The following is a 24,526-nucleotide window of genomic DNA, read 5'->3' as shown; positions in this document are numbered from 1 at the left end:
GAACGAGGACCGACCCATGACCCGCCCCGTCTATCTCGACAACAACGCCACCACGCGCTGCGACGCCGAGGTGGTCCAGGCGATGCTGCCCTATTTCACCGAACAGTTCGGCAACCCCTCCTCGATGCATGCCTTCGGCGCGTCGGTCGGCGGGGCGGTGAAGGCGGCGCGCGCCTCGTTGCAGAAGCTGCTCGGCGCCGAGTTCGATCACGAGATCGTCTTCACCTCGGGCGGCACCGAGAGCGACAACATGGCGATCCTGTCGGCGCTGGAGGCGCAGGCCGGTCGCGACGAGATCATCACCTCGGCGGTGGAACACCCCGCCGTCCTGTCGCTCTGCGCCCATCTCGAGAAGACGCGCGACGTCAAGGTCCACGTCATTCCGGTCGACAGCCGCGGCCTGCTCGACATCGCCGCCTATCGCGCCGCCCTGTCGGAGAAGACCGCGGTCGTCTCGATCATGTGGGCGAACAACGAGACCGGCACGATCTTCCCCGTCGCCGAACTCGCCGAACTCGCCCACGAGGTCGGCGCGCTGTTCCACACCGACGCGGTGCAGGCGGTCGGCAAGGTGCCCGTAGATCTGAAGTCGACCGCCATCGACATGCTGTCGCTCTCCGGCCACAAGCTGCACGGTCCGAAGGGCATCGGCGCGCTCTACGTCAAGCGCGGCGTGCGTTTCCGCTCGCTCCTCAAGGGCGGCCATCAGGAACGCGGCCGTCGTGCCGGCACCGAGAACACCCCCGGCATCGTCGGTCTGGGCAAGGCGGCCGAACTGGCGGCCACCCACATGGAGGACGAGGTCACCCGCGTCGCGAGCCTTCGCGATCGGCTGGAAAAGGGCCTTCTCCAGCGCATTCCGAACTGCTTCGTCACCGGCAATCCGGCCGAGCGCCTGCCCAACACCGCGAACATCGCCTTCGAGTTCATCGAGGGTGAGGGCATCCTGCTCCTGATGAACCGCGAGGGCATCGCCGCCTCGTCGGGCTCGGCCTGCACCTCCGGTTCGCTCGAGCCCAGCCACGTGCTGCGCGCCATGAACGTGCCCTACACGGCGGCCCACGGCGCCATCCGCTTCTCGTTCTCCCGCGACAACACCGACGAGGACGTCGACCGCGTCCTCGAGGTGATGCCGCCGATCATCGAGAAGCTGCGCGCGCTGTCGCCGTTCTGGCAGGGCGCGGACAAGGCGCCGGCCACGTTCAACCCGGTCTATGCCTGATCGAAGGGGAGGGACGCCGATGGCTGCCCGCGTGTTCCTCAACGACACGACGCTGCGCGACGGTGAACAGGCGCCCGGCGTCGCCTTCTCGGTCGCCGAGAAGGTCGAGATCGCGGAGGCGCTGGCGCAGGCCGGCGTTCCCGAGATCGAGGCCGGCACGCCCGCCATGGGCGCCGACGAACAGGCCTCGATCCGCGCGATCGTCGATGCGCACTTGCCGCTCCGCGTCATGGCCTGGTGCCGCATGACCGAGGCCGACCTCGCCGCCGCCAAGGCCTGCGGCGTGACGGCGGTCAACCTGTCGATCCCGGCCTCCGACGTCCAGCTCGCCGCCAAGCTCGGCATCGACCGCCCGACGGCACTCGCCAGGATCGAACGGCTGGTACCGCGCGCGCTCGACATGGGCTTCGAGGTGGCGATCGGCTGTGAGGACGCCTCGCGCGCCGAGATCGATCACCTCGCGGCCGTCATCGAGACGGTGGAGCGCCTCGGTGCCTTCCGGGTGCGCCTCGCCGACACCGTCGGCGTACTCGATCCCTTCGCCACCCACGATCTCGTCGCCCGCCTCGTCGGCGGCACGGATCTGCCGCTCGAGATCCACACCCACGACGACCTCGGGCTCGCCACCGCCAATGCGCTCGCCGCCGTGCGCGCCGGCGCCCGCCACGTCTCGGTGACGGTCGGCGGTATCGGCGAACGCGCCGGCAATGCCGCGCTCGAGGAGATGGTGGTCGCGCTCGACCGGCTCGGCTATCCCTCGGGGGTCGATGCCACCCGCCTCTGCGACATCGCCGCGGTGGTCTCGACCGCCTCGGGCCGGCCGATCCATCCGCAGAAGGCGGTGATCGGCGCCGACGTCTTCACCCACGAGAGCGGCATCCACGTCGCCGGCCTGCTGTGGAACCGCGACACCTATCAGGGCATCGACCCACGCAGCCTCGGTCGCGACCACGGCTTCGCCATCGGCAAACATTCCGGCCGCACCGCGATCGTCCATGCGCTGGCGACCCGCGCCGTCGAACTCGACGACCGCGTCTATCCGCGGCTTCTCGCTCGGGTGAAGGCCCATGCGATCCGCACCAAGCGGCCGGTGTCGACCGACGTGCTGGTCGAGATGCACCGTCGTCTGGTCGACGAGGAAGAAGCGAGCCCGGCCCGCGTGCCCCTGCGCGTGCGGCCATGAACGAGGAGACGCGCTCGCCCGCAGCGGCGGCGCCGGAGGAGGCTTCGATGAGCGATCTCACCCTCGGTTCCTTAGCCATCGCCTCGACCGGCGAGGCCCTCGCGCGTCTCGGGCTCTGGGCGATGATCCGCGAGGACGTCGCCTGCGTGAAGGCGCGCGACCCCGCCGCCCGCGGCACGCTCGAGATCTGGCTGACCTATCCCGGCGTCCACGCCATCGTCTGGCATCGCATCGCCAATCGCCTTTGGCGGCGCGGTCATCGCTTCTCCGGGCGCTTCGTGTCGTGGCTGGGGCGGTTCCTGACCAATGTCGACATCCACCCCGGCGCCACCGTCGGCCGCCGCTTCTTCATCGACCACGGCGCCGGCGTGGTGATCGGCGAGACCGCCGAGATCGGCAACGACGTGACGCTCTATCACGGCGTGACGCTCGGCGGCGTCTCGTGGCGGCCGGGCAAGCGCCATCCGACGCTGGGCGACGGCGTGCTGGTCGGCGCCGGTGCCAAGATCCTCGGCCCGATCACCGTCGGTGCGGGCGCGCGGATCGGCGCCAACTCGGTCGTCATCGAGGACGTGCCGCCGGAAATGACGGTGGTCGGCATCCCCGGCCGCATCGTCAAGCCGGTCGAAGGCCGCCGCCTGGTCGCCGGCCGCATTGATCTCGAACATCACCTGATGCCCGACCCGGTCGGCGAGGCGCTGTCGGCGCTGGTCGATCGCATCGACTTCCTCGAGGCGCGGCTCGCCCACCTCGCGCGGACGCCCGAACCGACCGTCGAGTTCGAGGTCCTGCCCGCCCGCGACGACGCCCGTCGCAACGATCCTCCAGCCCACGGGAGCAACCCATGACCGAAGAAGTCTCTTCCTGCGACATCTCCAACGCGGTGGTGGTCAAGGACATCCTCGCTCGCCTGAAGCAGTGCTCGTCCGCCGAGGACTTCTTCACCGAGCTCAAGGTCAAGTTCGACCCCAAGGTGCTCGGCCCGGCCCGCCTCCACATCCTGAAGCGGATGGGCCAGTACCTCGCCTCCGAGGATTTCGACGACATGCCCGACCGGGTGGTCGCGGCGCGCGCCCGCACCTTCCTCGAGCGCGCCTACGAGGACTTCACCACGTCGTCGCCGCTCCAGCAGCGCGTCTTCAAGGTGCTGAAGGACCACGATCCGTCGCGGCCGGTGAAGCCCGGCCAGGCCTTCGTCGGCCTCGACGAGATCATGGCGCCGATCCCCTCGGGCGAGTGAGGCGGGCATCGCGCTCACCGGAACGTCACTGGCGCGTGAAGTCGGACGGACATATTCGGGGTTCCTGAAGTGTCCCTCCGCGAGCCCGTCATGACCGATTCCTTCGCCGCCCCCACCCGCCGCACCGCGCTCCTCGGCCTCGCCGCCGGTGCGGGGCTCGTCGCCGGGCTCCGTCCCGCCGCGGCGCGGGTCGAGCCCGCCGCCGTCTTCGGCGATCCCGACGTGCCGGTGCTGGGCAACCGCGAGGGCGACGTCGCCGTCGCCACGTGGTTCGACTACCGCTGCCCCTTCTGCCGCAAGGCCGAGGTCGAGCTGATGAAGGTGGTCGAGGCCGACGGCAAGGTGGCGGTGCTGCTGAAGGACTGGCCGATCTTCGGCAAGACCTCGGAGCGCGCCGCCCGCCTCGTCTGGTCGGCCCGCCGGCAGAAGCTGCTCGCCCCCCTCCACGCCGCGCTGATGGACTGGCAGACCCGGCCGACCGACGCCTTCGTCGACGAGATCGTCGGCCGTCTGGTGCCCGACCGGGCGAAGCTGCTGGCCGATGTCGAGACCGACCGCAAGGCCTTCGATGCGCTCGTCGCCCGCAACGGGGCGCAGGCGGAAGGCTTCGGCTTCCCCGGCACGCCGGCCTATGTCATCGGCTCCTTCGTCTTTCCCGGGGCGCTCGATGCCGGCGGCTTCGCCCAGGCGATCGCCGACGCCCGCCGCAAGCAGGGGTGACGGGGGCTCACCCCCGCCCGATCGGCTTCCAGTAGAACTTCGTCCCCGTCAGCCCGCCGTGCGGCTTCAGCGCGAAGTCCGGGACCTCGCCGGCATAGCGAAACCCCGCCTTCTCGTAGAGACCGCTCGCGCCACCGTCCGATGCCGTGTCGAGCATCAGATGCGTCCGCCCGCGCGTCAGCGCTTCCCTTTCCGCCCGGCGGATCAGTGCCGCCGCATGGCCGCGCCCGCGCGCCGCGACCTTCGTCATCATCTTCCCCAGCTCGGCGCGATGCGGCTGGTTGGGCGGGAAGGCGAGGAACAGCGTCAGCGTTGCGACCAGTTCGTCGCCCTCGAAGGCACCGAGCACCAGCCGTTCGCCGCGCGCGGCCGACGCCAGCGATCCCGCCCAGAAGGCGTCGGCGTCTTCCCGCGAGAACGGGTGCATGAAGGAGACCGATCCGCCCGCCGCCACCGTCTCGACGATCAGATCGACGAGGGCGGCGCGGGTCGCGGGCGTGTCGGAGAGCGGTTCGATGCGGGGCTCGGTCATCGGCGGATGCCTCAGCTGCGCGCGAGCGCCACGACATAGGTCGCGGGCGCGTCGGTCTCGTTGGCGAAGGTCGTGTCGGCGGGCGGACCGAAGCCGAGCGCGTCGCCGGCCTCGAGCCGACGTTCGCCGTCGCCCTCGCGGATGGTGAGGACGCCCGCGCGCACCCAGACGATCTGGCGGATGTGGACGTAGGATTCCGCCGGCAGCGTCACCGATCGGCCGGCGGGCAGCGTCACCTCGACCAGCTCGACCGGGTGATCGGCATGGCGGAAGACCTGACGGCGCAGATATCCGGTCGCCGGATCGCGCCATTCCGGCTGGTCGCCGGCGCGCGACAGTCGATCGCCGTCGCCCTCGGCGCGCAGCAGCAGGCCGGCGAGCGTCAGGCCGAAGGCGGCCGAGACGCGCACCAGCACGACGGCGGTCGGGCTCGCCTCCTCGCGCTCGATCTTGGAGATCGTCGCCTTGGCGACGCCGGCCCGCGCCGCCAGATCGGCGAGCGACCAGCCCCGCGCCTCGCGCTCGAGACGGATGCGGCGGGCGAGCCGCGATCCCGTATCATCCACTATGGTGTCCATGCGTCCATTTAAATGGATGACATCGTCGGCCGCAAGGGGGAGGCCGCGATCGATCGTCGCCTGCCCTCTGACAATGACGTCGCCCCGTATCGAACCGCCGTCGCCTGTCGGATATGCGACAAGCTGCGACGGATTGTCCGTCGGTCACTGCACGGATCTCGCCGCTCCTGTCGCGCGTCGCCCGGAATTCCACGCTTTTCCCGGTTGGCACGGCGCGTGCGTATGTCCTCCCCGAACAGCCGGAGGCCCATGCGACCGGCAAACCCACGAGGAGAGGCGAGATGCACATCGTCGTCTGCATCAAGCAGGTTCCGGACTCGGCCCAGATCCGCGTCCACCCCGTGACCAACACGATCATGCGTCAGGGCGTGCCGACGATCATCAACCCGTATGATCTCTTCGCCCTCGAAGAAGCCCTCCGCCTCCGCGACAAGCACGGCGGCGAGGTGACGGTCCTGACCATGGGTCCGCCGATGGCCGAGGACAGCCTCCGCAAGGCGCTGACCTTCGGCGCCGACCGCGCGGTGCTCCTCACCGACCGCTTCTTCGCCGGTTCCGACACGCTGGCGACGTCCTATGCGCTCTCCATGGCGCTGAAGAAGATCGACGAGGTCTTCGGGGCCGCCGACATCGTCTTCACCGGCAAGCAGACCATCGACGGTGACACCGCCCAGGTCGGCCCCGGCATCGCCAAGCGCAACAAGCTGCTGCAGCTGACCTACGTCTCCAAGATCGCCAATCTCGATCTTGCCGGCGGCAAGATCCGCGTCGAGCGCCGCGCCGAAGGCGGCGTCCAGGTGCTCGAGACGAAGCTGCCGGTGCTGATCACCATGCTCGAGGGGACGAACGAGATGCGCCGCGGCTCGATGCCCGACGCGCTGCGCGCCGCCCGCGCCGAGATCGTCACCTGGTCGGCCAAGGATGCCGGCATCGAGGACGTCATGAAATGCGGTCTGCGCGGCTCGCCGACGGTGGTCAAGCGCGTCTTCGCGCCCGCCGCCCGCGCCGAGAAGGCCAAGCTCGTCGAGATCCAGCCCAAGGCGGCCGATACCGCCGACGCGCTGATCGAAACCATCTTCGGTGGGCTCGCCGGTCTCGAGACCGAGCTCGTCGAACTGCACCAGACGCTCTGAGACGGGGAGGGGAACCCATGTCGAACGCACCTGCCGCTCCCGCTGCCGGCGGCCGCGCCGGAATGAAGAAGGAGCTTCCCGAACACTTCAAGGCCTACAAGGGCGTCTGGGTGTTCGTGGAAGTGGAACGCGGGGCGGTCCACCCCGTCTCGTTCGAGCTCCTCGGCGAAGGCCGCAAGCTCGCCGATCAACTCGGCGTCGAGCTCGCCGGCGTCGTCCTCGGCCCGAAGGGCGAGGGAACCAACCATGCTGTGGCCGAGAGCTTCGCCTATGGCGCCGACCTCGTCTATCTGATGGAGGATCCGCTCCTCGCCGACTATCGCAACGAGCCCTATTCCAAGGGCCTGACCGAGCTGGTCAACACCTACAAGCCGGAGATCCTCCTGCTCGGTGCCACGACGCTCGGCCGCGATCTCGCCGGCTCGGTGGCGACGACGCTGCTCACCGGCCTCACCGCCGACTGCACCGAACTGGCGGTCGATGCCGACAAGTCGCTCGCCGCGACCCGGCCGACCTTCGGCGGCTCGCTGCTCTGCACCATCTACACGCTGAACTTCCGCCCGCAGATGGCGACGGTGCGTCCGCGCGTCATGGCGATGCCGGCGCGGCAGGAAAAGCCGATCGGTCGCGTGGTCGCCCATCCGCTCAACATGGCGGAAGACGACATCGTCACCAAGATCCTCGACTTCGTCGCCGACCGTCAGGCGGGCAAGGTGAACCTCGCCTACGCCGACGTGGTGGTGGCCGGTGGTCTCGGTCTCGGCGCGGTCGAGAACATGCAGCTGGTCAAGAACCTCGCCAAGGCGCTCGGGGCCGAATACGGCTGCTCGCGTCCGATCGTGCAGAAGGGCTGGATGCCGGCCGAACGCCAGATCGGCCAGACCGGCAAGACCATTCGGCCGAAGCTCTACATCGCCGCCGGCATCTCCGGCGCGATCCAGCACCGGGTGGGTGTCGAGGGTGCCGACATGATCGTCGCCATCAACACCGACAAGAACGCGCCGATCTTCGACTTCGCCCATGTCGGCGTCGTCACCGACGCGCTGCGCTTCCTGCCGGCGCTCACCGAGGCCTTCGCCCGCCGCCTCTCGCCCCACAACCGCGACAAGCTCGCCGGTTGAGCCCACGAGCCGAGGAGATCGACCGATGATCGAGGAAAAGTTCGACGCCATCGTCGTGGGTGCGGGCATGGCCGGCAACGCCGCCGCCTATACCATGGCGTCCCGTGGCCTCAAGGTGCTGCAGCTCGAGCGCGGCGAGTACGCCGGTTCGAAGAACGTGCAGGGCGCGATCATGTACGCGTCCATGCTCGAGAAGATCATCCCCGACTTCCGCGAGGATGCCCCCCTCGAACGCCACGTCATCGAACAGCGCTTCTGGATGATGGACGATCGCGGCCACTCCGCGATGCAGTACCGCTCCGACGACTTCAACGAGGACAAGCCGAACCGCTACACGATCGTCCGTGCGCAGTTCGACAAGTGGTTCAACCGAAAGGTCCGCGAGGCCGGCGCCGTCGTCCTCACCGAGACCACCGTCACCGGCCTCCTGATCGACTCCACCGGCAAGTGCGTCGGCGTGAAGACCGATCGCGCCGGCGGCGTGATCCAGGCCGACGTGGTGGTGCTGGCCGAGGGCGTCAACGGCCTGCTCGGCACCCGCGCCGGACTGCGTGAGCCGCCCCAGCCCGGCAACGTGGCACTCGCCGTCAAGGAGATGCACTTCCTGCCGGCCGAGACCATCGAGAGCCGCTTCAACATCAAGGGCGACGAAGGCGTCGTCATCGAGGCCGCCGGTACCATCACCAAGGGGATGACCGGCATGGGCTTCCTCTACACCAACAAGGAGAGCATCTCGCTCGGCATCGGCTGCCTGATCTCCGACTTCGCCGACACCAAGGCGAGCCCCTACGATCTGCTCGAGACCTTCAAGCAGCACCCGTCCATCGCGCCGCTCATCGAGGGCTCGGAGTGCAAGGAATATGCGGCCCACATGATCCCGGAGGGCGGCTTCAAGGCGATCCCGCAGCTCTATGGCGACGGTTGGGTCGTAGTCGGCGACGCGGCGCAGCTCAACAACGCCATCCATCGCGAGGGCTCCAACCTCGCCATGACCTCCGGCCGTCTCGCCGGCGAGGCGATCCATCGCCTCAAGGCCGGCCGCGATCCGATGACCAAGGAGAACCTGAAGCTCTACAAGGAACTGCTCGATCAGTCCTTCGTGATCAAGGATCTCAAGAAGTACAAGGACATGCCGGCGTTGCTGCACACCAACTCGGCGAACTTCTTCATGTCCTATCCGCAGCTCGTCTCTCAGGCGGCGCAGAACTTCCTGCGCGTCGACGGCACGCCGAAGATCGACCGCGAGAAGGCGACCAGCCGCGCCTTCATCGAGAAGCGCTCGCGCCTCGGCATGCTCTCCGACGCGGTGAAACTGGCGCTCGCCTGGCGCTGATCGGCAGCGGCGGGGCAGCGGCTCCGCCGAACGCCCGCGCGCCGGCGCGATCCCCGTCCCGGCACGCTTCTCGCATTGCTCGAACCAGCCGCCGACCGCGCGTCGGCTTTGCGACACGACAGGACAATCGGGCGCCCACGCGCGCCCCGAATGAGGAGGACGGACCCATGACGATCGCCGTTCGCGTCGAGGACAAGCTCTATCAGAACCGCTATCTGGTCGATGCGGGTCGCCCCCACATCACCGTCCTGCCGCACGACAAGCCCTCGGCCAGCCTCGTGGCGCTGACCACAGTCTGCCCAGCCAAGTGCTACGAGATGAACGACAAGGGCCAGGTCGAGGTCACCCCCGACGGCTGCATGGAATGCGGCACCTGCCGCGTGCTGTGCGAGGCCTCCGGCGAGATCTCCTGGGACTATCCCCGCGGCGGCTACGGCGTGCTGTTCAAGTTCGGCTGAGGCTCGTCGCCTCGCGTACCGAACCGAAGGCCGGGGCGACCCGGCCTTCGTGCGTTTGTAGGGGGGCAAGAGCTTCGCGGAGTGCGCCACCCTTCTCCCCTTGCGGGAGAAGGTGCCCCGAAGGGGCGGATGAGGGGTATCGTGCGCCAGCGCGAAGCCTCGGGATTCGGTGAACTGGATGCGGGCTCGTGCCCGCGCCCCCTCATCCGGCGCTCCGCGCCACCTTCTCCCGCGAGGGGAGAAGGAAGGGTGCCTGCGGCGCGCACCTCGCCCCATTCCCCGCTTGCGCCGTCTCCGTTCCCGTGGTCTCAGGGATGAAACGCATCCCGGAAGGCCCCGATGACCGACAAGACCCCCGACGATCGCCACAAGGCCAAGATGGCCGCCCGCAAGGCGGTGCAGGATGCCGAGGTCGCCTCCAAGACGATCGAGGAGAAGGGCCTGCTGATCGTCAACACCGGCCCCGGCAAGGGCAAGTCGACCGCCGCCTTCGGCCTCGCGCTGCGCATGCTCGGCCACGGCCACCGCGTCGGCGTGGTGCAGTTCATCAAGGGCGCATGGTCGACCGGCGAGCGCACCGCGCTCGAGCGCTTCTCAGACCTCGTGTCGTGGCACACGATGGGCGAGGGCTTCACCTGGGAGACCCAGGACCGCGCCCGCGACGTCGCCGCCGCGACCCGTGCCTGGGAGAAGGTCGTCGAGCTGATGGCCGATCCGGCGATCGCGCTGCTGATTCTCGACGAGCTCAACATCGCGCTGCGCTACGACTATCTCCCCCTCGTCGACGTTGTGGCGACGCTCGCCGCCCGCCGCCCCGATCTCCACGTCGTGGTCACCGGCCGCAACGCCAAGCCGGAACTGATCGAGATCGCCGATCTGGTGACGGAAATGGGCGCGACCAAGCACCATTTCGCCGCCGGCGTGAAGGCGCAGGCCGGCATCGAGTTCTGAGGAGGCGGGGGTGAACGAACGACGCCGCGCCAGGGCGATCATGTTGCAGGGCACCGGCTCCGACGTCGGCAAGTCGCTGCTCGTCGCCGGCCTCGCCCGCGCCTTTTCCAATCGCGGCCTCGTCGTCCGCCCGTTCAAGCCGCAGAACATGTCGAACAACGCCGCCGTCACCGTCGACGGTGGCGAGATCGGCCGCGCGCAGGCGCTCCAGGCCCGCGCCGCCCGCGAGGCACCCTCCGTCCACATGAACCCGGTGCTGTTGAAGCCGCAGTCCGACGTCGGCAGCCAGGTCGTCGTGCAGGGCCGCGTCGTCGGCAACGCCAAGGCGCGCGAGTTCCAGGACTGGAAGCCGCGGCTCGAGGTCTCCGTCCACGAGAGCTTCGAGAAGCTCGCCGCCGAGGCCGATCTGGTGATCGTGGAAGGGGCGGGAAGCGCGGCCGAGGTCAATCTGCGCGCTCGCGACATCGCCAACATGGGCTTCGCACGAAAGGCCGACGTGCCGGTGGTCCTCGTCGGCGACATCGACCGCGGCGGCGTCATCGCCCAGATCGTCGGCACCCACGCGGTGATCGACGCGGCCGACGCGGCCCAGATCGTCGGCTTCCTCGTCAACAAGTTCCGCGGCGATCCGGCGCTCTTCGCCCCCGGCATGGCGCTGATCGCCGAGAAGACCGGCTGGGCCGATCTCGGCCTCGTGCCGTGGTTCCGCGACGCGGGGCTGCTGCCGGCCGAGGACGCGGTGGTGCTGGAGAAGCGCCCCGCCGGCGGCGACGGGCGAACGACGATCGTCGTGCCGCGCCTGCCGCACATCTCCAACTTCGACGACCTCGATCCGCTGGCGCAGGAGCCCGGCGTCCGCCTCGTGATGCTGGCGCGCGGCGAGGCCGTTCCGGCCGAGGCCGATCTGGTGGTGCTCCCCGGCTCCAAGGCGACGATCGCCGATCTCGCGGCCCTGCGTGCCGAAGGCTGGGACGTCGACATTCTCGCCCATGTCCGGCGCGGCGGTCGGGTCTTCGGCCTCTGCGGCGGCTACCAGATGCTGGGGCGGACGATCGCCGACCCCGACGGCGTCGAAGGCCCACCCGCGACCGTGCCCGGCCTCGGCCTCCTCGATGTCGAGACCGTGCTCGGCGGCGACAAGCGGTTGGAAGCGGTGACGGGGACGCTGGCGCCCGGCTTCGCCGGTTCGCCGGCGCCCTTCTCCGGCTACGAGATGCACGTCGGCCGCACAGAGGGGGTCGATCTCGCCCGCCCGGTCCTCGCGCTCGCTGACGGCCGCATGGAGGGCGCCGTGCGCCCCGACGGCCGCGTCGCCGGGTGTTACGTCCACGGTCTCTTCGCCGATGACGGCGCGCGGGCGGCGTTTCTCGCCATGCTCGGTGCGGAGGCGTCGGATCTCGCCTACGAGACCCGAGTGGAGGCGACGCTGGACGTCCTCGCCGAGCACGTCGCCGCCCACGTCGATCTCGATCGGCTGTGGGGACTGGCGCGCTGAGCTCTCCGCATCCTGTTGTTCGGCTTCATGTTGAGGTGCCCGGCAGAGCCGGGCCTCGAAACACGAAGCCACGACGGGCCGTGCCAATCGGCCCTTCGCCCTTCGAGGCTCGCTGGCGCTCGCACCTCAGGATGAAGGGCCTTCGCTCGGTGCCGACGCACGGCGAGCCCGATCTCACCCGAACATCGCCAGCACCACCGCCAGCGCGAGCGCCTGCACCGCCAACGCGGTGCGGTAGAGCGACAGGGCGCGGCGGATGTCGGTGGCGGCGAGGTCGCGGCGGCCGTCGCCCATCCAGGCGCCTTCGTAGGTCTCGCCGTGGTAGCTGCGCGGCCCGGCGAGCGCGATGCCGAGCGCGCCGGCCATCGCCGCCTCCGGCCAGCCGGCGTTGGGCGAGCGGTGGTTGCCGGCGTCGCGGCGCACGGCTTCGATCGCCGCTCGTGCCGACGTCCCCGGCCGGATCGCCGCGGCGATCGTGAGCCACGCCGCCGAGAGCCGCGAGGCGGGGAGATTGACCAGATCGTCGAACTTCGCCGCCGCCCGGCCGAAGGCCTCGTGGCGCGGCGTGCGGTGGCCGATCATGCTGTCGGCGGTGTTGGCGGCCTTGTAGAGCGCGCCGCCCGGCAGGCCGAGCACGGCGGTCCAGAACAGCGGCGCGACGATTCCGTCGGAGAAGTTCTCGGCGAGGCTCTCGATCGCCGCGCGCGCCACGCCCGCCTCGTCGAGCACCGTCGTGTCCCGCCCGACGATCATCGACACGGCGCGCCGGCCCTCGTCGAGATCGCGCGTGAGTCCGTCGGCGACCGCCGCCACGTGTTCGTGCAGGCTGCGCTGCGCCGGCAGGCTGGCGGCAAAGGCGCCGACGACGAGCACGGCGAGGATCTTCGGCAGCGTCCAGAACACGAACGCCTGAAGCGCCCAGGCGATGCCGCCGGTGACTGCCAGCACGATCGCCAGAGCGACGAGCCCGGCGCGGCGACGGTCGGCCTCGGGCGCATCGTCGTGGTTCAGGCGGCGATCGATGAGGCCGATCAGACGACCGATCCAGGTGACGGGATGGCCGATCGCGGCGTAGAGAGGGGCGGGCCAACCGACGGCGGCCTCGATGCCGAGCGCCGCGAGGGCGATCGCCAGCGTCGAGCCGGACCAGGGGACGAGGGACATGAACGGTTCCGTGACGAAGAACGGTGGGGCGACGGGCGCCTCGACGGGGGTCTACCACGGTGGCGACCTCGCGCAAGCACGCAGCGCCCATCCCGACGCTCCGGAACCGTGGATCGATCTGTCGACCGGCATCGATCCCGTCGCCTGGCCGGTGCCCGAACTCGCCCCCGAGGTCTGGACCCGCCTGCCCGAACCCGCGGCGCTCGCCGCCCTCGAGGCGACGGCGGCGGAGGCCTTCGGTGTCGACGATCCCGCTTGCGTCGCCGCGGTGCCGGGGACGCAGGCGGCGATCCAGCTGCTGCCACGGCTGACGGCCGGACGCAGCGTCGGCATCCTCGGCTTCACCTATCAGGAACACGCCCACGTCTGGCGCACGGCCGGGGCCGAGCCGACGGTGGTCGACCGGCTCGACGAGCTCACCCGCTTCGACGTCGGCCTCCTGGTCAATCCCAACAATCCCGACGGCCGCTTCGTCGCCCCCGAAGCACTCGCGGGTCTCGCCCTCGACATGGCGCGCGACGGACGCCGGCTGGTGGTCGACGAGGCCTTCGTCGACATTCTGCCCGACGGCGCGAGCCTCGCGCCGCGCCTGCCGCTCGCCGGCACGATCGTGCTGCGGTCCTTCGGCAAGACCTGGGGCCTCGCCGGCCTGAGGCTGGGCTTCGTCCTCGCCGATGCCGCGACCGCCGCGACAGTGCGCCGCAGCATCGGCCCTTGGGCGATCTCCGGACCGGCCATCGCCATCGGCCGCGCCGCGCTCGCCGACCGCACCTGGCTCGACGCGGCGCGCCTGCGCACCGCCGCCGCCGCCGCCCGTCTCGACGCGCTGTTGGAAAGGGCGGGATTCCAGGTCGTCGGTGGAACGCCTCTCTTCCGCCTCGCCGGCAAATGGGACGCGAAACGCGTCGCCGATCGGCTCGCTGCGCGGGGTATCCATGTCCGTCGCTTCCCGCACGACGCAAGGCTGCTGCGCGTCGGACTGCCGGGCAACGAGGGCGAGTGGGGTCGATTGACGCAAGCTCTGTGCGACCAATGACCTAAGAAGAAATGCTTGCGAACCTCCCCGAATATTTTTCCTGTCGCCTGTTCGGCGAACACTGTCCTTCGATGGTATCGGTAACATCATACCAACATTTTCATTGGAATGTCAGCAGGGGAGGCTGACTGTCTCGTCTTCGGACGTATCGGTTGTCGCTTGGTCTATTGTATTTAGGTTGCGTATATGGACGGACGAATTCGATAGAAATAACAGAATATGACTTGTATTTGTTGAATTAGATTTCGTTGATATGATGCATTGTCCTGTATACCCGTGAAAAGACCCATGCCTTACGTCGGGTAAGTAATTATCTTTTTCTTTACGACGGAGGTTTAAACGGCGCAGAGTCGGATCACGGAGGGTGAAATGCGATTCTCGTTCGGGGGTGCCGCGGCCGCGCGGGGCAGGGGTACGGTGAAGCAGAAGTTCGCTTCGACGGTCCGCCCGACCGGCGTCGAGCGGACCTTCGGTGTCGACGACGTCATCGTCTCCAAGACCGACATGCGCGGCATCATCACCTATGCCAACGACGTCTTCCTGGAACTCGCCGGGATCGCGGAGCATCAGGCGATCGGGGCGCCGCATTCGGTGATCCGCCATCCCGACATGCCGCGCGCGGTCTTCAAGCTCCTCTGGGACACGGTGGCGAAGGGCGAGGAGATCTTCGCCTACGTCCTCAACATGGCGTCGAACGGCGACCACTACTGGGTCTTCGCCCATGTGACGCCGACCTTCGCCGTCGACGGCGGCATCACCGGCTTCCATTCCAACCGGCGCGTTCCGAAACCGGAGGCCGTCGCGGCGATCCGGCCGCTCTATGCGGAGCTCCGCACGATCGAGGAAAGGGCGCCCGATCGCGCCCGCGGCCTCGAGGCGAGCGTCGCCCGCCTCCACGACATCCTGCGTTCGAACGGTGCGAGCTACGATGAATTCGTCTTCTCTCTCGCGCGCTGAGTGGGTGCTCGGTGCCATCGGTCTGGTGTTGCTCGTCGCCGCAGGGGTGCATCTCGCGCTCGAGCGGCAACTGCACGACGTGGTCGTGTTCGTCGTTCTCGGCGCGATGACGGCGCTGGCCTTCCGGCTCGTGCGCCATGCCCGCCGCTCGGTCGGCGAGGTGTCGGGCGTGCTGTCGGCCGCCGCCTCCGGTGATCTCGAAAAACGCATCATCCTGCTCGGCGACGGCGGCGAACTGCATCGTCTCGCCAAGGACGCCAACCGCCTGCTCGACGTCACCGACGCCTTCGTCCGCGAGGCCAAGGCGACGCTCGCCTGCATCCGCGATGGCCGCAACCATCGCCGCATCGTCGAACGCGGCATGGTCGGCACCTTCGGCCAGGCCTCCCAGGTGATGAACGAGGCGGTCTCCACCATCGAGGCGCGCCTCGCCGGATTTTCCCGCGTGATGAACGAGTTCGAGGCGACCGTCGGCGGCGTCACCGGTTCGCTCGGTGCCGCGGTCGAGAGCCTCGCCCGTTCCGCCGTGACGATGCGCGCCACCGCCGTCGACACCGAGCATCGCTCCACCACGATCGGTGCCTCGGCCGAGGAGACCTCGGTCACCGTCTCCACCGTTGCCGCCGCCACCGAGCAGCTGACCGCCTCGGTCGAAGACATCGCCCGCCAGTCGGAGCTCGCCCGCGAGGTCGCCGGCCATGCCGCGACCCGCGTCGGCGAGAGCCGCCAGGCGATCGCCGATCTGACCGGCGCGGTCTCCGACATCGTCGGCGTCGTCGACCTGATCCGCTCGGTCGCCGAACAGACCAAGCTCCTCGCCCTCAACGCCACCATCGAGGCGGCGCGGGCCGGCGAGGCCGGCCGCGGCTTCGGCGTCGTGGCGACCGAGGTCAAGGCGCTCGCCGACCAGACCGCGACCGCGACCGCGTCGATCGCCGAGCGCATCCAGGCGGTCGACGAGCGCGCCCGCCTGTGCATGACCTCGATCGAGGGCATCACCGACGTCGTCTCCGAGATCGCCGCCACCTCGGTGGCCATCTCCTCCGCCGTCCAGGAGCAGATCTCCGCCACCCAGGAGATCGCCCGCTCGATGCAGATGGCCTCGTCCGCCACCGACGAGGTCTCCTCCAACGTCGGCAACGTCGCCCAGGCCGCCGGCGAGACCGGCAAGGCCGCCGACCGCGTCGCCGGTGCATCCGGAGAGCTCGCCGAGCAGACCGAGCGGCTGCAGCAGTCGGTCCACGCCTTCCTCGAGCGCGCTCGCGAGGTCGCCCACGGCGGCCGCGCCGCCTGAGCCTCGCGTCCCCTCTCGCGACGCCGTCTCGACCCCGAGGCGGCGTCGTCTCGTTTCGCGCGTTTACTTCCCGCGCCCCCGTGGCTATGGTCCGCGCCCGTCGCGGGGCGTGAGGCCCCGCCCCAGATTCTCATTCGAGGAATGGTCCGATGAAGGCAGAGATCCAGTCCGTCGTGGACGAGATCCAGCAGGCGCTCAGCCTGCTGAGGAGGCATCTTTGACTGGGATGTCGCGCTCAAACGACTGGACGAGCTGAACGCGCTCTCCGAAAGCCCCGACCTGTGGAACGATCCCGCCAACGCGCAGAAGCTGATGCGCGAACGCGACAAGCTGGCCAAGGCGGTGGAGATCGTCGCCTCGATCGGCCGTGATCTCGACGACAACGTCGGGCTGCTCGAGCTCGGCGAGATGGAAGACGACGAGGCGGTCGTCGCCGAGGCCGAAGAGGCGCTGAAGCAGCTCGGCCACGACGTCGCCAAGCGTCAGGTCGAGGCCCTGCTCTCCGGCGAGGCCGACGGCTTCGACGCCTATCTCGAAGTCCACGCCGGCGCCGGCGGCACCGAGTCTCAGGACTGGGCGCAGATGCTGGCGCGCATGTACGTGCGCTGGGCCGAGCGTCGCGGCTTCAAGGTCGAGGTGGTGGAAGCCTCCGAGGGCGAAGAGGCGGGCCTGAAGTCCGTCACCTACGTCATGAAGGGCGAGAACGCCTACGGCTGGCTGAAGACCGAATCGGGCGTGCACCGTCTCGTCCGCATCTCGCCCTTCGACAGCGCCGCGCGTCGCCACACGTCCTTCGCCTCCGCCTGGGTCTACCCGGTGGTCGACGACAGTATCGACATCGAGATCTCGGAATCGGACGTGCGCGTCGACACCTATCGCTCGTCGGGCGCCGGTGGTCAGCACGTCAACACGACCGACTCGGCCGTCCGCCTGACCCACATCCCGACCGGCATCGCGGTCGCCTGTCAGGCCGAGCGTTCGCAGCACAAGAACCGCGCCAAGGCGTGGGACATGCTGCGCGCCCGCCTCTACGAGGCCGAGCTGAAGAAGCGCGAGGAAAAGGCCAACGCCGAAGCCGCCGCCAAGACGGACATCGGCTGGGGCCACCAGATCCGCTCCTACGTCCTGCAGCCCTACCAGATGGTCAAGGACCTGCGCACCGGCGTACAGACGACGGATCCGCAGAAGGTGCTCGACGGCGGCCTCGACGAGTTCATGGAGGCCTCGCTCGCCGCCCGCGTCAAGGGTGCGGCGACCGCGGTCGTCGAGGACATCGACTGAACGTCCGAGGGGCGGCTGCGGCCGCCCTTCGCTCGTCCGGCCCTGCGCCGGATGCCCTCGGCCGCGACGCCGGCCGACCGTCTTCCCGAGGATCGTGATGGATCTCGTCTATCTCCTGAAGGCCGCCGTTCTCGGCATCGTCGAGGGCCTGACCGAATTCCTGCCCGTCTCCTCGACCGGTCACATGATCCTGGTCGACGACTTCATCGCCTTCGACAGCGGCTCGGGCAAGGTGTTCGAGGTGGTGATCCAGCTCGGCGCGATCCTCGCGGTGTGCTGGCTCTTCCGCGACCGGATCCTCAACCTGATCGGCGGCGTGCTGCGGCGCGACCCGACCGCGATCGCCTTCGCCGGTGCCGTCCTGGTCGCCTTCATTCCTTCCGCGATCATCGGCTTCCTCGCCATCAAGCTGATCAAGGCCTGGCTCTTCAAGCCGTGGATCGTCGCGGTGACGCTGATGGTCGGCGGCGTGATCATCCTGTGGGTCGAGGAACGCCGGCACCCGGTCTCCACCGACATCGCCGAGGCGATCACCTGGAAACAGGCGCTGATCGTCGGCCTGTCGCAGGTCGTCTCGATGATCCCGGGCACCTCGCGTTCGGGCGCCACCATCGTCGGCGGCATGCTCGGCGGCATGTCGCGTTCGGCGGCGACGGACTTCTCGTTCTTCCTGGCGATCCCGACCATGCTCGGCGCCACGGTCCTCGACCTCGCCAAGAACGGCGCGCAGATGAGCGGCAAGGAAGCCCTCGGCATCGCCGTCGGCTTCGTCGTCGCCTTCGTCACGGCGATCGTCGTGGTGAAGTTCCTGATCCGCTACGTCGCGCATCACACCCTGAGCGTCTTCGCCTGGTACCGGATCGGCTTCGGCGCGCTGCTCTTCGCCTGGTACGTGGTGTGGCCGGCTTTCGGCGGGTGAGTTCTCACGATGCTTCGGGAATGATCCCTTTGCTTCGGGGCGTGTGCAGAGGTCCGTCATCCTGAGGTGCTCGGCGCAGCCGAGCCTCGAAGGGCGAAGGACCGAGTGGCACCGCCCGTCGGTGGCTTCGTGTTTCGAGGCTCGCTCGCGCTCGCACCTCAACATGAAGCCGAACAAACGGGACACTGTCGGTTCCGGTTCCCGACTGTTCTCAGAACCCCAGCGTGCGGCCGGCGTCCAGCCAGTCGCGCGGGTCGACCGGCTCGCCCGCCACCCGCGTCTCGTAGTGCAGATGCGGCCCGGTCGAGCGTCCGGTCGAGCCGGCGAGACCGACGACGTCGCCCGCCTTCAGCCGATCGCCCGGCGACACCGAGATCGACGACATGTGGCCGTAGCGCGTCACCACGCCGTTGCCGTGGTCGACGTCGACGCAGAGCCCGTAGCCGCCCTGGCGGCCCGCCCCCGTCACGACGCCGGGACCCGTCACGCGGATCGGCTCGCCGGTCTCGGCGCGGAAGTCGAGGCCGGTGTGCAGCGCCGCCGTGCCGAGGAACGGGTCCGTGCGCACGCCGAAGTCCGAGGTGACGGTGCGTTCGCCCGTCAGCGGTCGGGCGAGCGGCAGCTTGGCCGCGAGGCTGCGGATCGCCGCGAGGCGGCCGAGCGCGGTCTCGGCGCGGGCGAGTGCATCCGGCGGCACCGGCACGAAGGGGCCGCCCACGGCATCGCCCGGCCGAGGAGCGGCGGGCGTGCGCGGGGCGGGAGGGGCATCGGGAACCTTGAAGCCGACGCGGGCGAGCGCCCGGGTCCAGGCGCGGTTGCGGCTCTCGGCGACGTCGACGAGACCGGCGAGCACCGCGGTCTGGTTCTTCTCGAAGGCATCGATCTGGTGTTCCGCCGCGGCGATGCGGGCGCCAGCGTCGCGGGTCGCGCCGGGACGGCCGCCACCGGAGAGCCACGACGAGCGCAGCGGCGTGGCGAATTTCTCGGTGTCGAGGGGTTGCACCGCGGGGGCGGCTGCCGGCGGCGGGGCGAACGGTGCGGGCGTCGCGGTCGCGGCGGTGGGCGGCGGGGCGAGGGCGGCGCCGACCGGCGCGATCACCGGCGGTTTGATCGACCCGGTGGCGAGCCCGAGATCGCCGATCCTGGCGGCGAGGCCGGAGACCTTCGCCTGAACCTCGCCGAGCTTCGCCTGACGGGCGACGAGCCCGTCGAGCTTGGCCTCGAAGGCGTCCTGGTCGATCAGCTGGCGGGCGTTGATGCGGTCGACTTCGGCGCGCAGCGCCGCGACCCGGTCCTCGTAGCCACGCTCCGTGCGGACCTGCCGCGACAGCGGATCGGTGAAGAACTCGTCGCGGACGAAGAGGACGGCGGTCGTCGCCACCCAGGCGAAGGCGAAGGCCCCGAGGACGGCGGCGCCACCGGTCACCAGTCGCGTGTCGACGTGGAAGGCGCGCACCCGGTCACCGTGGACGATGGTGATCTTGTGCAGGTCGGCGCGGCGTCCGAAGGGGCGCGATCTGTCGTCCATGGGGCTCGTCTCGAAAGGCCTCGGAGGGGCTCTGCGGCTCGGGACGATTAGACTTCGTTAGGGTTAAGATTTGCTTGTTCCGCCCCGCCCGCGGTCGTGCCGGAACGGGGCGGGGAGGGCTCAGCGGGTGAGGGCGTCTACCGCGGCGAGCACCGCCTCGGCATGGCCCGCGACCTTCACCTTGCGCCAGATCGCCGCGATCTTGCCGGCGGCATCGACGAGGAAGGTCGCCCGTTCCACGCCCATGTAGCTGCGGCCGTACATCGACTTCTCGACCCACACGCCATAGGCCTCGAGCGCGGCCTTGTCCGGGTCGGCGCCGAGCTCGACACCGAGCGCGTGCTTGGCGCGGAACTTCTCGTGCGCCTTGACCCCGTCGGGCGAGATGCCGATCACGGTGGCGCCGCGCTTTTCGAACTCGGGGAGGAGGCCGGTGAAGGCGATCGCCTCCTTGGTGCAACCCGAGGTGTCGTCCTTCGGGTAGAAGTAGACGACGACCGGGCGGCCGCGCAGCGCGGCGAGCGACACCGTGCCGCGATCGCCGGCGAGCGTGAAGTCGGGGGCGGTGTCTCCGACGGCGAGGGCCATGTTCGCCTTCCTTTCGTCTCGATGTGATGGTGAGGCTGTCGGCGCGTGGCGCGCGCGACGGCTCGTCGGTTCGACCGAGCCTAGCCTCGGCCGCGACCGGCCCGCAAGCGGTTCGACGACCGCTGGCGAACCGTGTAGTGCGTCGTTCGGGAGAACCGTGCCGCCGGCGCGATTCGACCCGCCGACATCGACAGGGCCGGATCACGGGCGATCCGCCGAAGAGAAGACCGACGGGATTGCAGGACGCTCCGCTCGACAATGCAGAATCCGGGACGCCACAGCGTCGCGACCTCGGCCGTTTCGTCGGCCGCTGCGGTCGCGTGGTGCTGGGCGTCTGTCTGGCGTCGGGCGCCGTCGTCGCAGCCCTCCTGCTCGGCCTGGTCGTCCTCCTGTCGCGCGGGCCGATCGAGACCGAAGCCGCCGTGCGCGCAGCCGAAGGCGCGCTCGCCGGACTAGGCGGCCCCGGCGCGACGGCCGAGGTGCGCGCCGCCGGCCTCGACTGGAGCTGGGCCGAGGGCGTCTCGCTGTCGCTCGGCGACGTCGCGGTCCGCCGCGACACGACGCTGGCCCTCGACGTGCCGCACCTCGTGGTGCGCCTGCGCCTGCTGCCGCTGCTCGTCGGCAAGGTCAGGCCGCGGGCGATCGAGATCGTCGATCCCCATCTCGTCCTCGATACCGCCGAGCTGCGCGAGCGCCCCGATGCGACCGACGCGCCGCTGCCGCAGCAGCGCCCCGATGCCGCGCCCGCGACGCCTGCGCCCGCGACGCCTGCGCCCGCGACGGCACCCGCCGCCGCCGACGGCGCCGCGCCGGTGCCGGGACGGGCCGGTCCGACCGTTCCCGTCTCCACTCGGCTCGCCGAGGCCGTCGACGTCGGCCTCGACCGTCTGCTCGGCCTCGCCCGCGACCAGGGCTTCCAGACCGTGTCGCTGCGCGGCGGCCGCACCGAGATCGCCCATGTCGCGCCTTCCGGCAACCGCCGCGACATCGCCCTCGTCGACGTCGAGATCGACGCGGTGATCGACGGTCCGGGCGGCGACCTCGACGCCGGCGTCTCGGCCCGCGGCGAGGTCGGCCGTTGGAACATGCGGCTGACCCGCACCGCCCGCGACGACGGCGGTCATCGCCTCGTCTTCTCGGCGGAAGACGTGACCTTCGCCGACCTGCTCGGCGCCGGCGGTCCGGCCTTCGCGCTGACGACGCCCTTCTATCCGACGCTGAAGCTCGGCTATGCCGCGAACGGCCATTTCGACGGCGCCGATCTCGATCTGCATCTCGGGGCGGGCGTCTTCCGCTTCGGCCGGATGCCGGAAGACGAGATCCTGTTCGACGAGGCCGACATGCATGCCGTGTGGAACCCGCGCGACCGGGTCTTCTCGGTCGAGCGCGCCACTGCGGCGATCGGCGAGACCCGCTGGAACCTCCACGGCCGCATCGCGCCGCCGGCGGCGACGGGCGGCATCTGGACCTACGATCTGGCGCTCGATCCGGGCCAGCTGCGCCCGCGCGACGTCGCCGGTACGGCCGTGCCGATCCGGAGCGGCAGGCTCGAGGGCTCCTTCGATCCGAAGACACGCTTTCTCGACGTGACGACCGGCGAGGTCGCCTTCGGCGCCGTGACGTTGCGCTCCGCCGGTCGCCTGGACCTGTCGGGTGAGGACCCGCGCCTCGTCTACGACGTCCAGTTCTCGCCGCTCTCGACCGTCGAGATCGCCCATGCGTGGCCGCACTGGGTGGCGGCGGACGCGCGGGCGTGGTTCATCAAGAACGTCTCCGCAGGCCGCGTCTCCGACCTGCGCGTCCGCCTCGACATGCCGCGCTTCGACCGCCAGGAGACCTGGCCCGCCAATGCGGTGCAGATGAACGGCCGCTTCGACGGCCTGCGCTTCGTGCCGCTCGGCAACGTGCCGCCGGTCACCGCCGCCGAGGGCCGAGTCTCGGTCGCCGAGCGCCGCTTCGAGGCGGTGATCGACAAAGGCCGAGTCGCCACCAGGGGGCGCGAGGCGACCGTCGAGACGCTGCGCTTCGCCGTCGTCGACATGTTCCGCAAGCCGGCGCACGGGATCATCACGACCAGGGTCACGGGCGACGTCGCCGCGCTCGCCGAGATCGCCGACGCCGAGCCGTTGGCGGTCCTGTCGCAGGCCGGCCTCGCCGCGACCGGCCTTTCCGGCACCGGTTCGGTCTCGTCGCAGGTCGAGGTGACTTTCGAGGAGCCGATCAACACCAAGTCGATCGACTACCGGATCGAGGCGCAACTCGACGGCTTCGGCTCGCAGCAGCCGATCCAGGGCCGCCGCTTCCAGGACGGCAAGTTCAAGATCGTCGCCGATGCCCGCGGCGTCGACGTCTCCGGCCGCGCGGTCGTCGACGGTGTGCCCGCCGACGTCCACGTCTTCGACGCCCACGGCTCCAAGGTCGGCGAGAAGCGCGACTTCAAGATGGAGGTCGACGACGCCGCCCGCCAGCGCATGGGCATCGACCTCGGCGGCGCCGTCGAGGGCGCCATCGGCCTCTCGGTGTCGCAGCCCGACCCGGCGCAGAACCGCAGTCGCATCGAGGCCGATCTCTCGCCGGCGCGGCTCAACCTCGTCGCCGTCGGCTGGACCAAGGGGCCGGGCGTGCCCGCCAAGGCGACCTTCGACCTGTGGGACGACGACAAGGGCCGTCACGTCGACAACATCGTGATGGAGAGCGAGGGCCTGTCGATCCGCGGCAACGTCCTGCTCGACAAGGACCACAACGTGGTCTCCGCCGATTTCTCGCGCTTCCAGCTGCGCAAGGGCGACAGTGCGAAGCTCAAGGTGACGCGCGGTGCCGACAAGGTCACCACGGTGACGCTCGATGCGGGAAGCGTCGACGTGCGCGGCCTGCTCAAGACCAGCCGCAAGGCCTCGGGCGGCGAGGCGGGCGGCGAGGCGGCGGCCGGGCCCGACATCGTCCTCAAGCTCAAGGCCGGCAAGGTTCTCGGCTTCAACGACGTCACCATGTCCGACGTGGTGGTCGACGGTCGCTGGAAGGCCGGCGCCTTCCAGACGCTCGAGGCGCGCGCCCGCACCGCCGCCTCGCGCAAGCCGCTGTCGCTCGCCATCCGCCCGGAGACCGGCTACCGCCGCTTCACCGTGGCGTCCGAGGATGCCGGATCGGTCCTGAGCTTCCTCGACCTCTTCGACCGCATCCAGGGCGGCACGCTGGCGCTGTCGTCGCGGCTCGGCGTGCCCGGCACGTCGGAGGGCACGCTGCGCCTCGTCGACTTCCATCTGCTCGCCGAACCCAAGGCCGGCCGCGTCGCCTCGACCGAGGCCGCCGACGGCACCCGCCGCATCCTGCTGCGTCGCGTCGACTTCGATCGCTCGACCAACTTCGACCGTGCCCAGGTGCGTTTCGTCATGCACGACGGCATCATCGACGTCACCGAGGGCGTCGCCAAGGGTGCCTCGGTCGGCGCCACCGCCAACGGCCAGATCGACGTCACCGGCCAGCGCCTGTCGCTGTCGGGCACCTATATCCCGGCCTTCGGCCTCAACAATCTCGCCGGTCGCATTCCGATCTTCGGCGCCATCACCGGCTCGGGCTCCAACGAGGGCCTGGTCGGCGTGACCTTCCGCGTCGTCGGTCCGATCGAGGATCCGGTGCTGCAGATCAACCCGCTGTCGGCGGTCGCCCCCGGCATCTTCCGTCGCATCTTCGAGTTCCAGAACCCGGAGATGCCGCAGAGCTCGGGCGATCCGTCGGCGCCGACCCGGATCACGCCCGAGAGCGGACCCGTCAGGATCACGCCCTGAGGGCGCGG

22 protein-coding genes are annotated in these 24,526 nt (G+C 69.9%); 17 read left to right on the top strand and 5 right to left on the bottom strand.

Annotation, left to right across the window (positions count from 1 at the left end):
• Positions 1–16 precede the first annotated feature (16 nt).
• From nifS to ACT53U_RS04590, 5 genes are all read left to right on the top strand, one after another.
• Positions 17–1,222: a cysteine desulfurase NifS gene (gene nifS, locus ACT53U_RS04610; RefSeq protein WP_476153158.1), complete on the top strand. Its 1,206-nt coding sequence runs from the start codon at positions 17–19 to the stop codon at positions 1,220–1,222.
• 19 nt (positions 1,223–1,241) lie between these two features.
• A complete protein-coding gene (nifV, locus tag ACT53U_RS04605; RefSeq protein WP_476153156.1) occupies positions 1,242–2,405 on the top strand; it encodes a homocitrate synthase in 1,164 nt (387 codons plus the stop codon).
• Between the two features lie 122 nt (positions 2,406–2,527).
• Positions 2,528–3,253: a serine O-acetyltransferase gene (gene cysE, locus ACT53U_RS04600; protein ID WP_476153991.1), complete on the top strand. Its 726-nt coding sequence runs from the start codon at positions 2,528–2,530 to the stop codon at positions 3,251–3,253.
• On the top strand, positions 3,250–3,645 hold the full coding sequence (gene nifW, locus ACT53U_RS04595; RefSeq protein WP_476153154.1) for a nitrogenase stabilizing/protective protein NifW: 396 nt from the start codon (positions 3,250–3,252) through the stop codon (positions 3,643–3,645). Before cysE ends, nifW begins: the two co-directional genes overlap by 4 nt.
• 90 nt (positions 3,646–3,735) lie before the next feature.
• Positions 3,736–4,365 (top strand): DsbA family protein, encoded by a 630-nt coding sequence (locus ACT53U_RS04590; RefSeq protein ID WP_476153152.1) that lies wholly within the window; start codon positions 3,736–3,738, stop codon positions 4,363–4,365.
• A 7-nt stretch (positions 4,366–4,372) separates the two neighbouring features.
• On the opposite strand, the gene ACT53U_RS04585 is transcribed toward ACT53U_RS04590, so the two are convergent.
• Positions 4,373–4,897 carry a GNAT family N-acetyltransferase gene (locus tag ACT53U_RS04585; protein ID WP_476153151.1) on the bottom strand — a complete coding sequence of 175 codons (525 nt, stop codon included), beginning with the start codon at positions 4,895–4,897 and terminating at the stop codon, positions 4,373–4,375.
• 11 nt (positions 4,898–4,908) lie between these two features.
• Positions 4,909–5,475 (bottom strand): helix-turn-helix domain-containing protein, encoded by a 567-nt coding sequence (locus tag ACT53U_RS04580; protein ID WP_476153150.1) that lies wholly within the window; start codon positions 5,473–5,475, stop codon positions 4,909–4,911.
• Positions 5,476–5,756: 281 nt separating this feature from the next.
• On the opposite strand from ACT53U_RS04580, the gene ACT53U_RS04575 reads away from it, so the two are divergent.
• From ACT53U_RS04575 to ACT53U_RS04550, 6 genes are all read left to right on the top strand, one after another.
• On the top strand, positions 5,757–6,608 hold the full coding sequence (locus ACT53U_RS04575) for an electron transfer flavoprotein subunit beta/FixA family protein (RefSeq protein ID WP_476153148.1): 852 nt from the start codon (positions 5,757–5,759) through the stop codon (positions 6,606–6,608).
• Between the two features lie 17 nt (positions 6,609–6,625).
• Positions 6,626–7,729 carry an electron transfer flavoprotein subunit alpha/FixB family protein gene (locus ACT53U_RS04570; protein WP_476153147.1) on the top strand — a complete coding sequence of 368 codons (1,104 nt, stop codon included), beginning with the start codon at positions 6,626–6,628 and terminating at the stop codon, positions 7,727–7,729.
• Positions 7,730–7,754: 25 nt separating this feature from the next.
• Entirely contained in the window at positions 7,755–9,062 is a 1,308-nt protein-coding gene (locus ACT53U_RS04565) for an FAD-dependent oxidoreductase (RefSeq protein ID WP_476153145.1), read from the top strand.
• Between the two features lie 167 nt (positions 9,063–9,229).
• The gene (locus ACT53U_RS04560; RefSeq protein ID WP_476153143.1) at positions 9,230–9,520 is read left to right on the top strand and encodes a ferredoxin family protein; all 291 of its coding nucleotides are present in this window, start codon (positions 9,230–9,232) and stop codon (positions 9,518–9,520) included.
• Between the two features lie 339 nt (positions 9,521–9,859).
• The gene (cobO, locus tag ACT53U_RS04555; protein ID WP_476153141.1) at positions 9,860–10,471 is read left to right on the top strand and encodes a cob(I)yrinic acid a,c-diamide adenosyltransferase; all 612 of its coding nucleotides are present in this window, start codon (positions 9,860–9,862) and stop codon (positions 10,469–10,471) included.
• Positions 10,472–10,511: 40 nt separating this feature from the next.
• Complete coding sequence (locus ACT53U_RS04550) at positions 10,512–11,966, top strand: cobyric acid synthase (RefSeq protein ID WP_476153989.1); 1,455 nt, start codon at positions 10,512–10,514, stop codon at positions 11,964–11,966.
• 174 nt (positions 11,967–12,140) lie between these two features.
• Here ACT53U_RS04550 and cbiB read toward each other — a convergent pair whose 3' ends face one another.
• Positions 12,141–13,130: an adenosylcobinamide-phosphate synthase CbiB gene (gene cbiB, locus ACT53U_RS04545; protein WP_476153140.1), complete on the bottom strand. Its 990-nt coding sequence runs from the start codon at positions 13,128–13,130 to the stop codon at positions 12,141–12,143.
• On the opposite strand from cbiB, the gene cobD reads away from it, so the two are divergent.
• From cobD to ACT53U_RS04520, 5 genes are all read left to right on the top strand, one after another.
• Positions 13,129–14,166 carry a threonine-phosphate decarboxylase CobD gene (gene cobD, locus ACT53U_RS04540; RefSeq protein ID WP_476153138.1) on the top strand — a complete coding sequence of 346 codons (1,038 nt, stop codon included), beginning with the start codon at positions 13,129–13,131 and terminating at the stop codon, positions 14,164–14,166. The genes cbiB and cobD overlap by 2 nt on opposite strands.
• 417 nt (positions 14,167–14,583) lie before the next feature.
• Positions 14,584–15,123 (top strand): PAS domain-containing protein, encoded by a 540-nt coding sequence (locus ACT53U_RS04535; RefSeq protein WP_476153136.1) that lies wholly within the window; start codon positions 14,584–14,586, stop codon positions 15,121–15,123.
• Positions 15,095–16,417: a methyl-accepting chemotaxis protein gene (locus tag ACT53U_RS04530; RefSeq protein ID WP_476153134.1), complete on the top strand. Its 1,323-nt coding sequence runs from the start codon at positions 15,095–15,097 to the stop codon at positions 16,415–16,417. Before ACT53U_RS04535 ends, ACT53U_RS04530 begins: the two co-directional genes overlap by 29 nt.
• Positions 16,418–16,566: 149 nt before the next feature.
• Positions 16,567–17,698, top strand: a protein-coding gene (gene prfB, locus ACT53U_RS04525) for a peptide chain release factor 2 (protein ID WP_476153132.1) whose coding sequence is annotated in 2 segments (ribosomal slippage) — positions 16,567–16,635 and positions 16,637–17,698 — 1,131 coding nt in all. Because the reading frame shifts where the segments join, the coding sequence is not laid out codon by codon here.
• 97 nt (positions 17,699–17,795) lie between these two features.
• Positions 17,796–18,617: an undecaprenyl-diphosphate phosphatase gene (locus ACT53U_RS04520; protein WP_476153130.1), complete on the top strand. Its 822-nt coding sequence runs from the start codon at positions 17,796–17,798 to the stop codon at positions 18,615–18,617.
• Positions 18,618–18,828: 211 nt separating this feature from the next.
• On the opposite strand, the gene ACT53U_RS04515 is transcribed toward ACT53U_RS04520, so the two are convergent.
• Together ACT53U_RS04515 and ACT53U_RS04510 are read right to left on the bottom strand one after the other, a co-directional pair.
• A complete protein-coding gene (locus ACT53U_RS04515; RefSeq protein WP_476153128.1) occupies positions 18,829–20,145 on the bottom strand; it encodes a M23 family metallopeptidase in 1,317 nt (438 codons plus the stop codon).
• 120 nt (positions 20,146–20,265) lie between these two features.
• Complete coding sequence (locus ACT53U_RS04510) at positions 20,266–20,733, bottom strand: peroxiredoxin (protein WP_476153127.1); 468 nt, start codon at positions 20,731–20,733, stop codon at positions 20,266–20,268.
• 236 nt (positions 20,734–20,969) lie between these two features.
• On the opposite strand from ACT53U_RS04510, the gene ACT53U_RS04505 reads away from it, so the two are divergent.
• Complete coding sequence (locus tag ACT53U_RS04505) at positions 20,970–24,518, top strand: hypothetical protein (protein WP_476153125.1); 3,549 nt, start codon at positions 20,970–20,972, stop codon at positions 24,516–24,518.
• Positions 24,519–24,526 lie beyond the last annotated feature (8 nt).

The sequence above is a fragment of the Pinisolibacter sp. DMC19 genome (assembly GCF_056313985.1).
The sequence above is the reverse complement of the archived record's forward strand: the minus strand, read 5'-3'. Positions and strand labels throughout refer to the sequence as shown.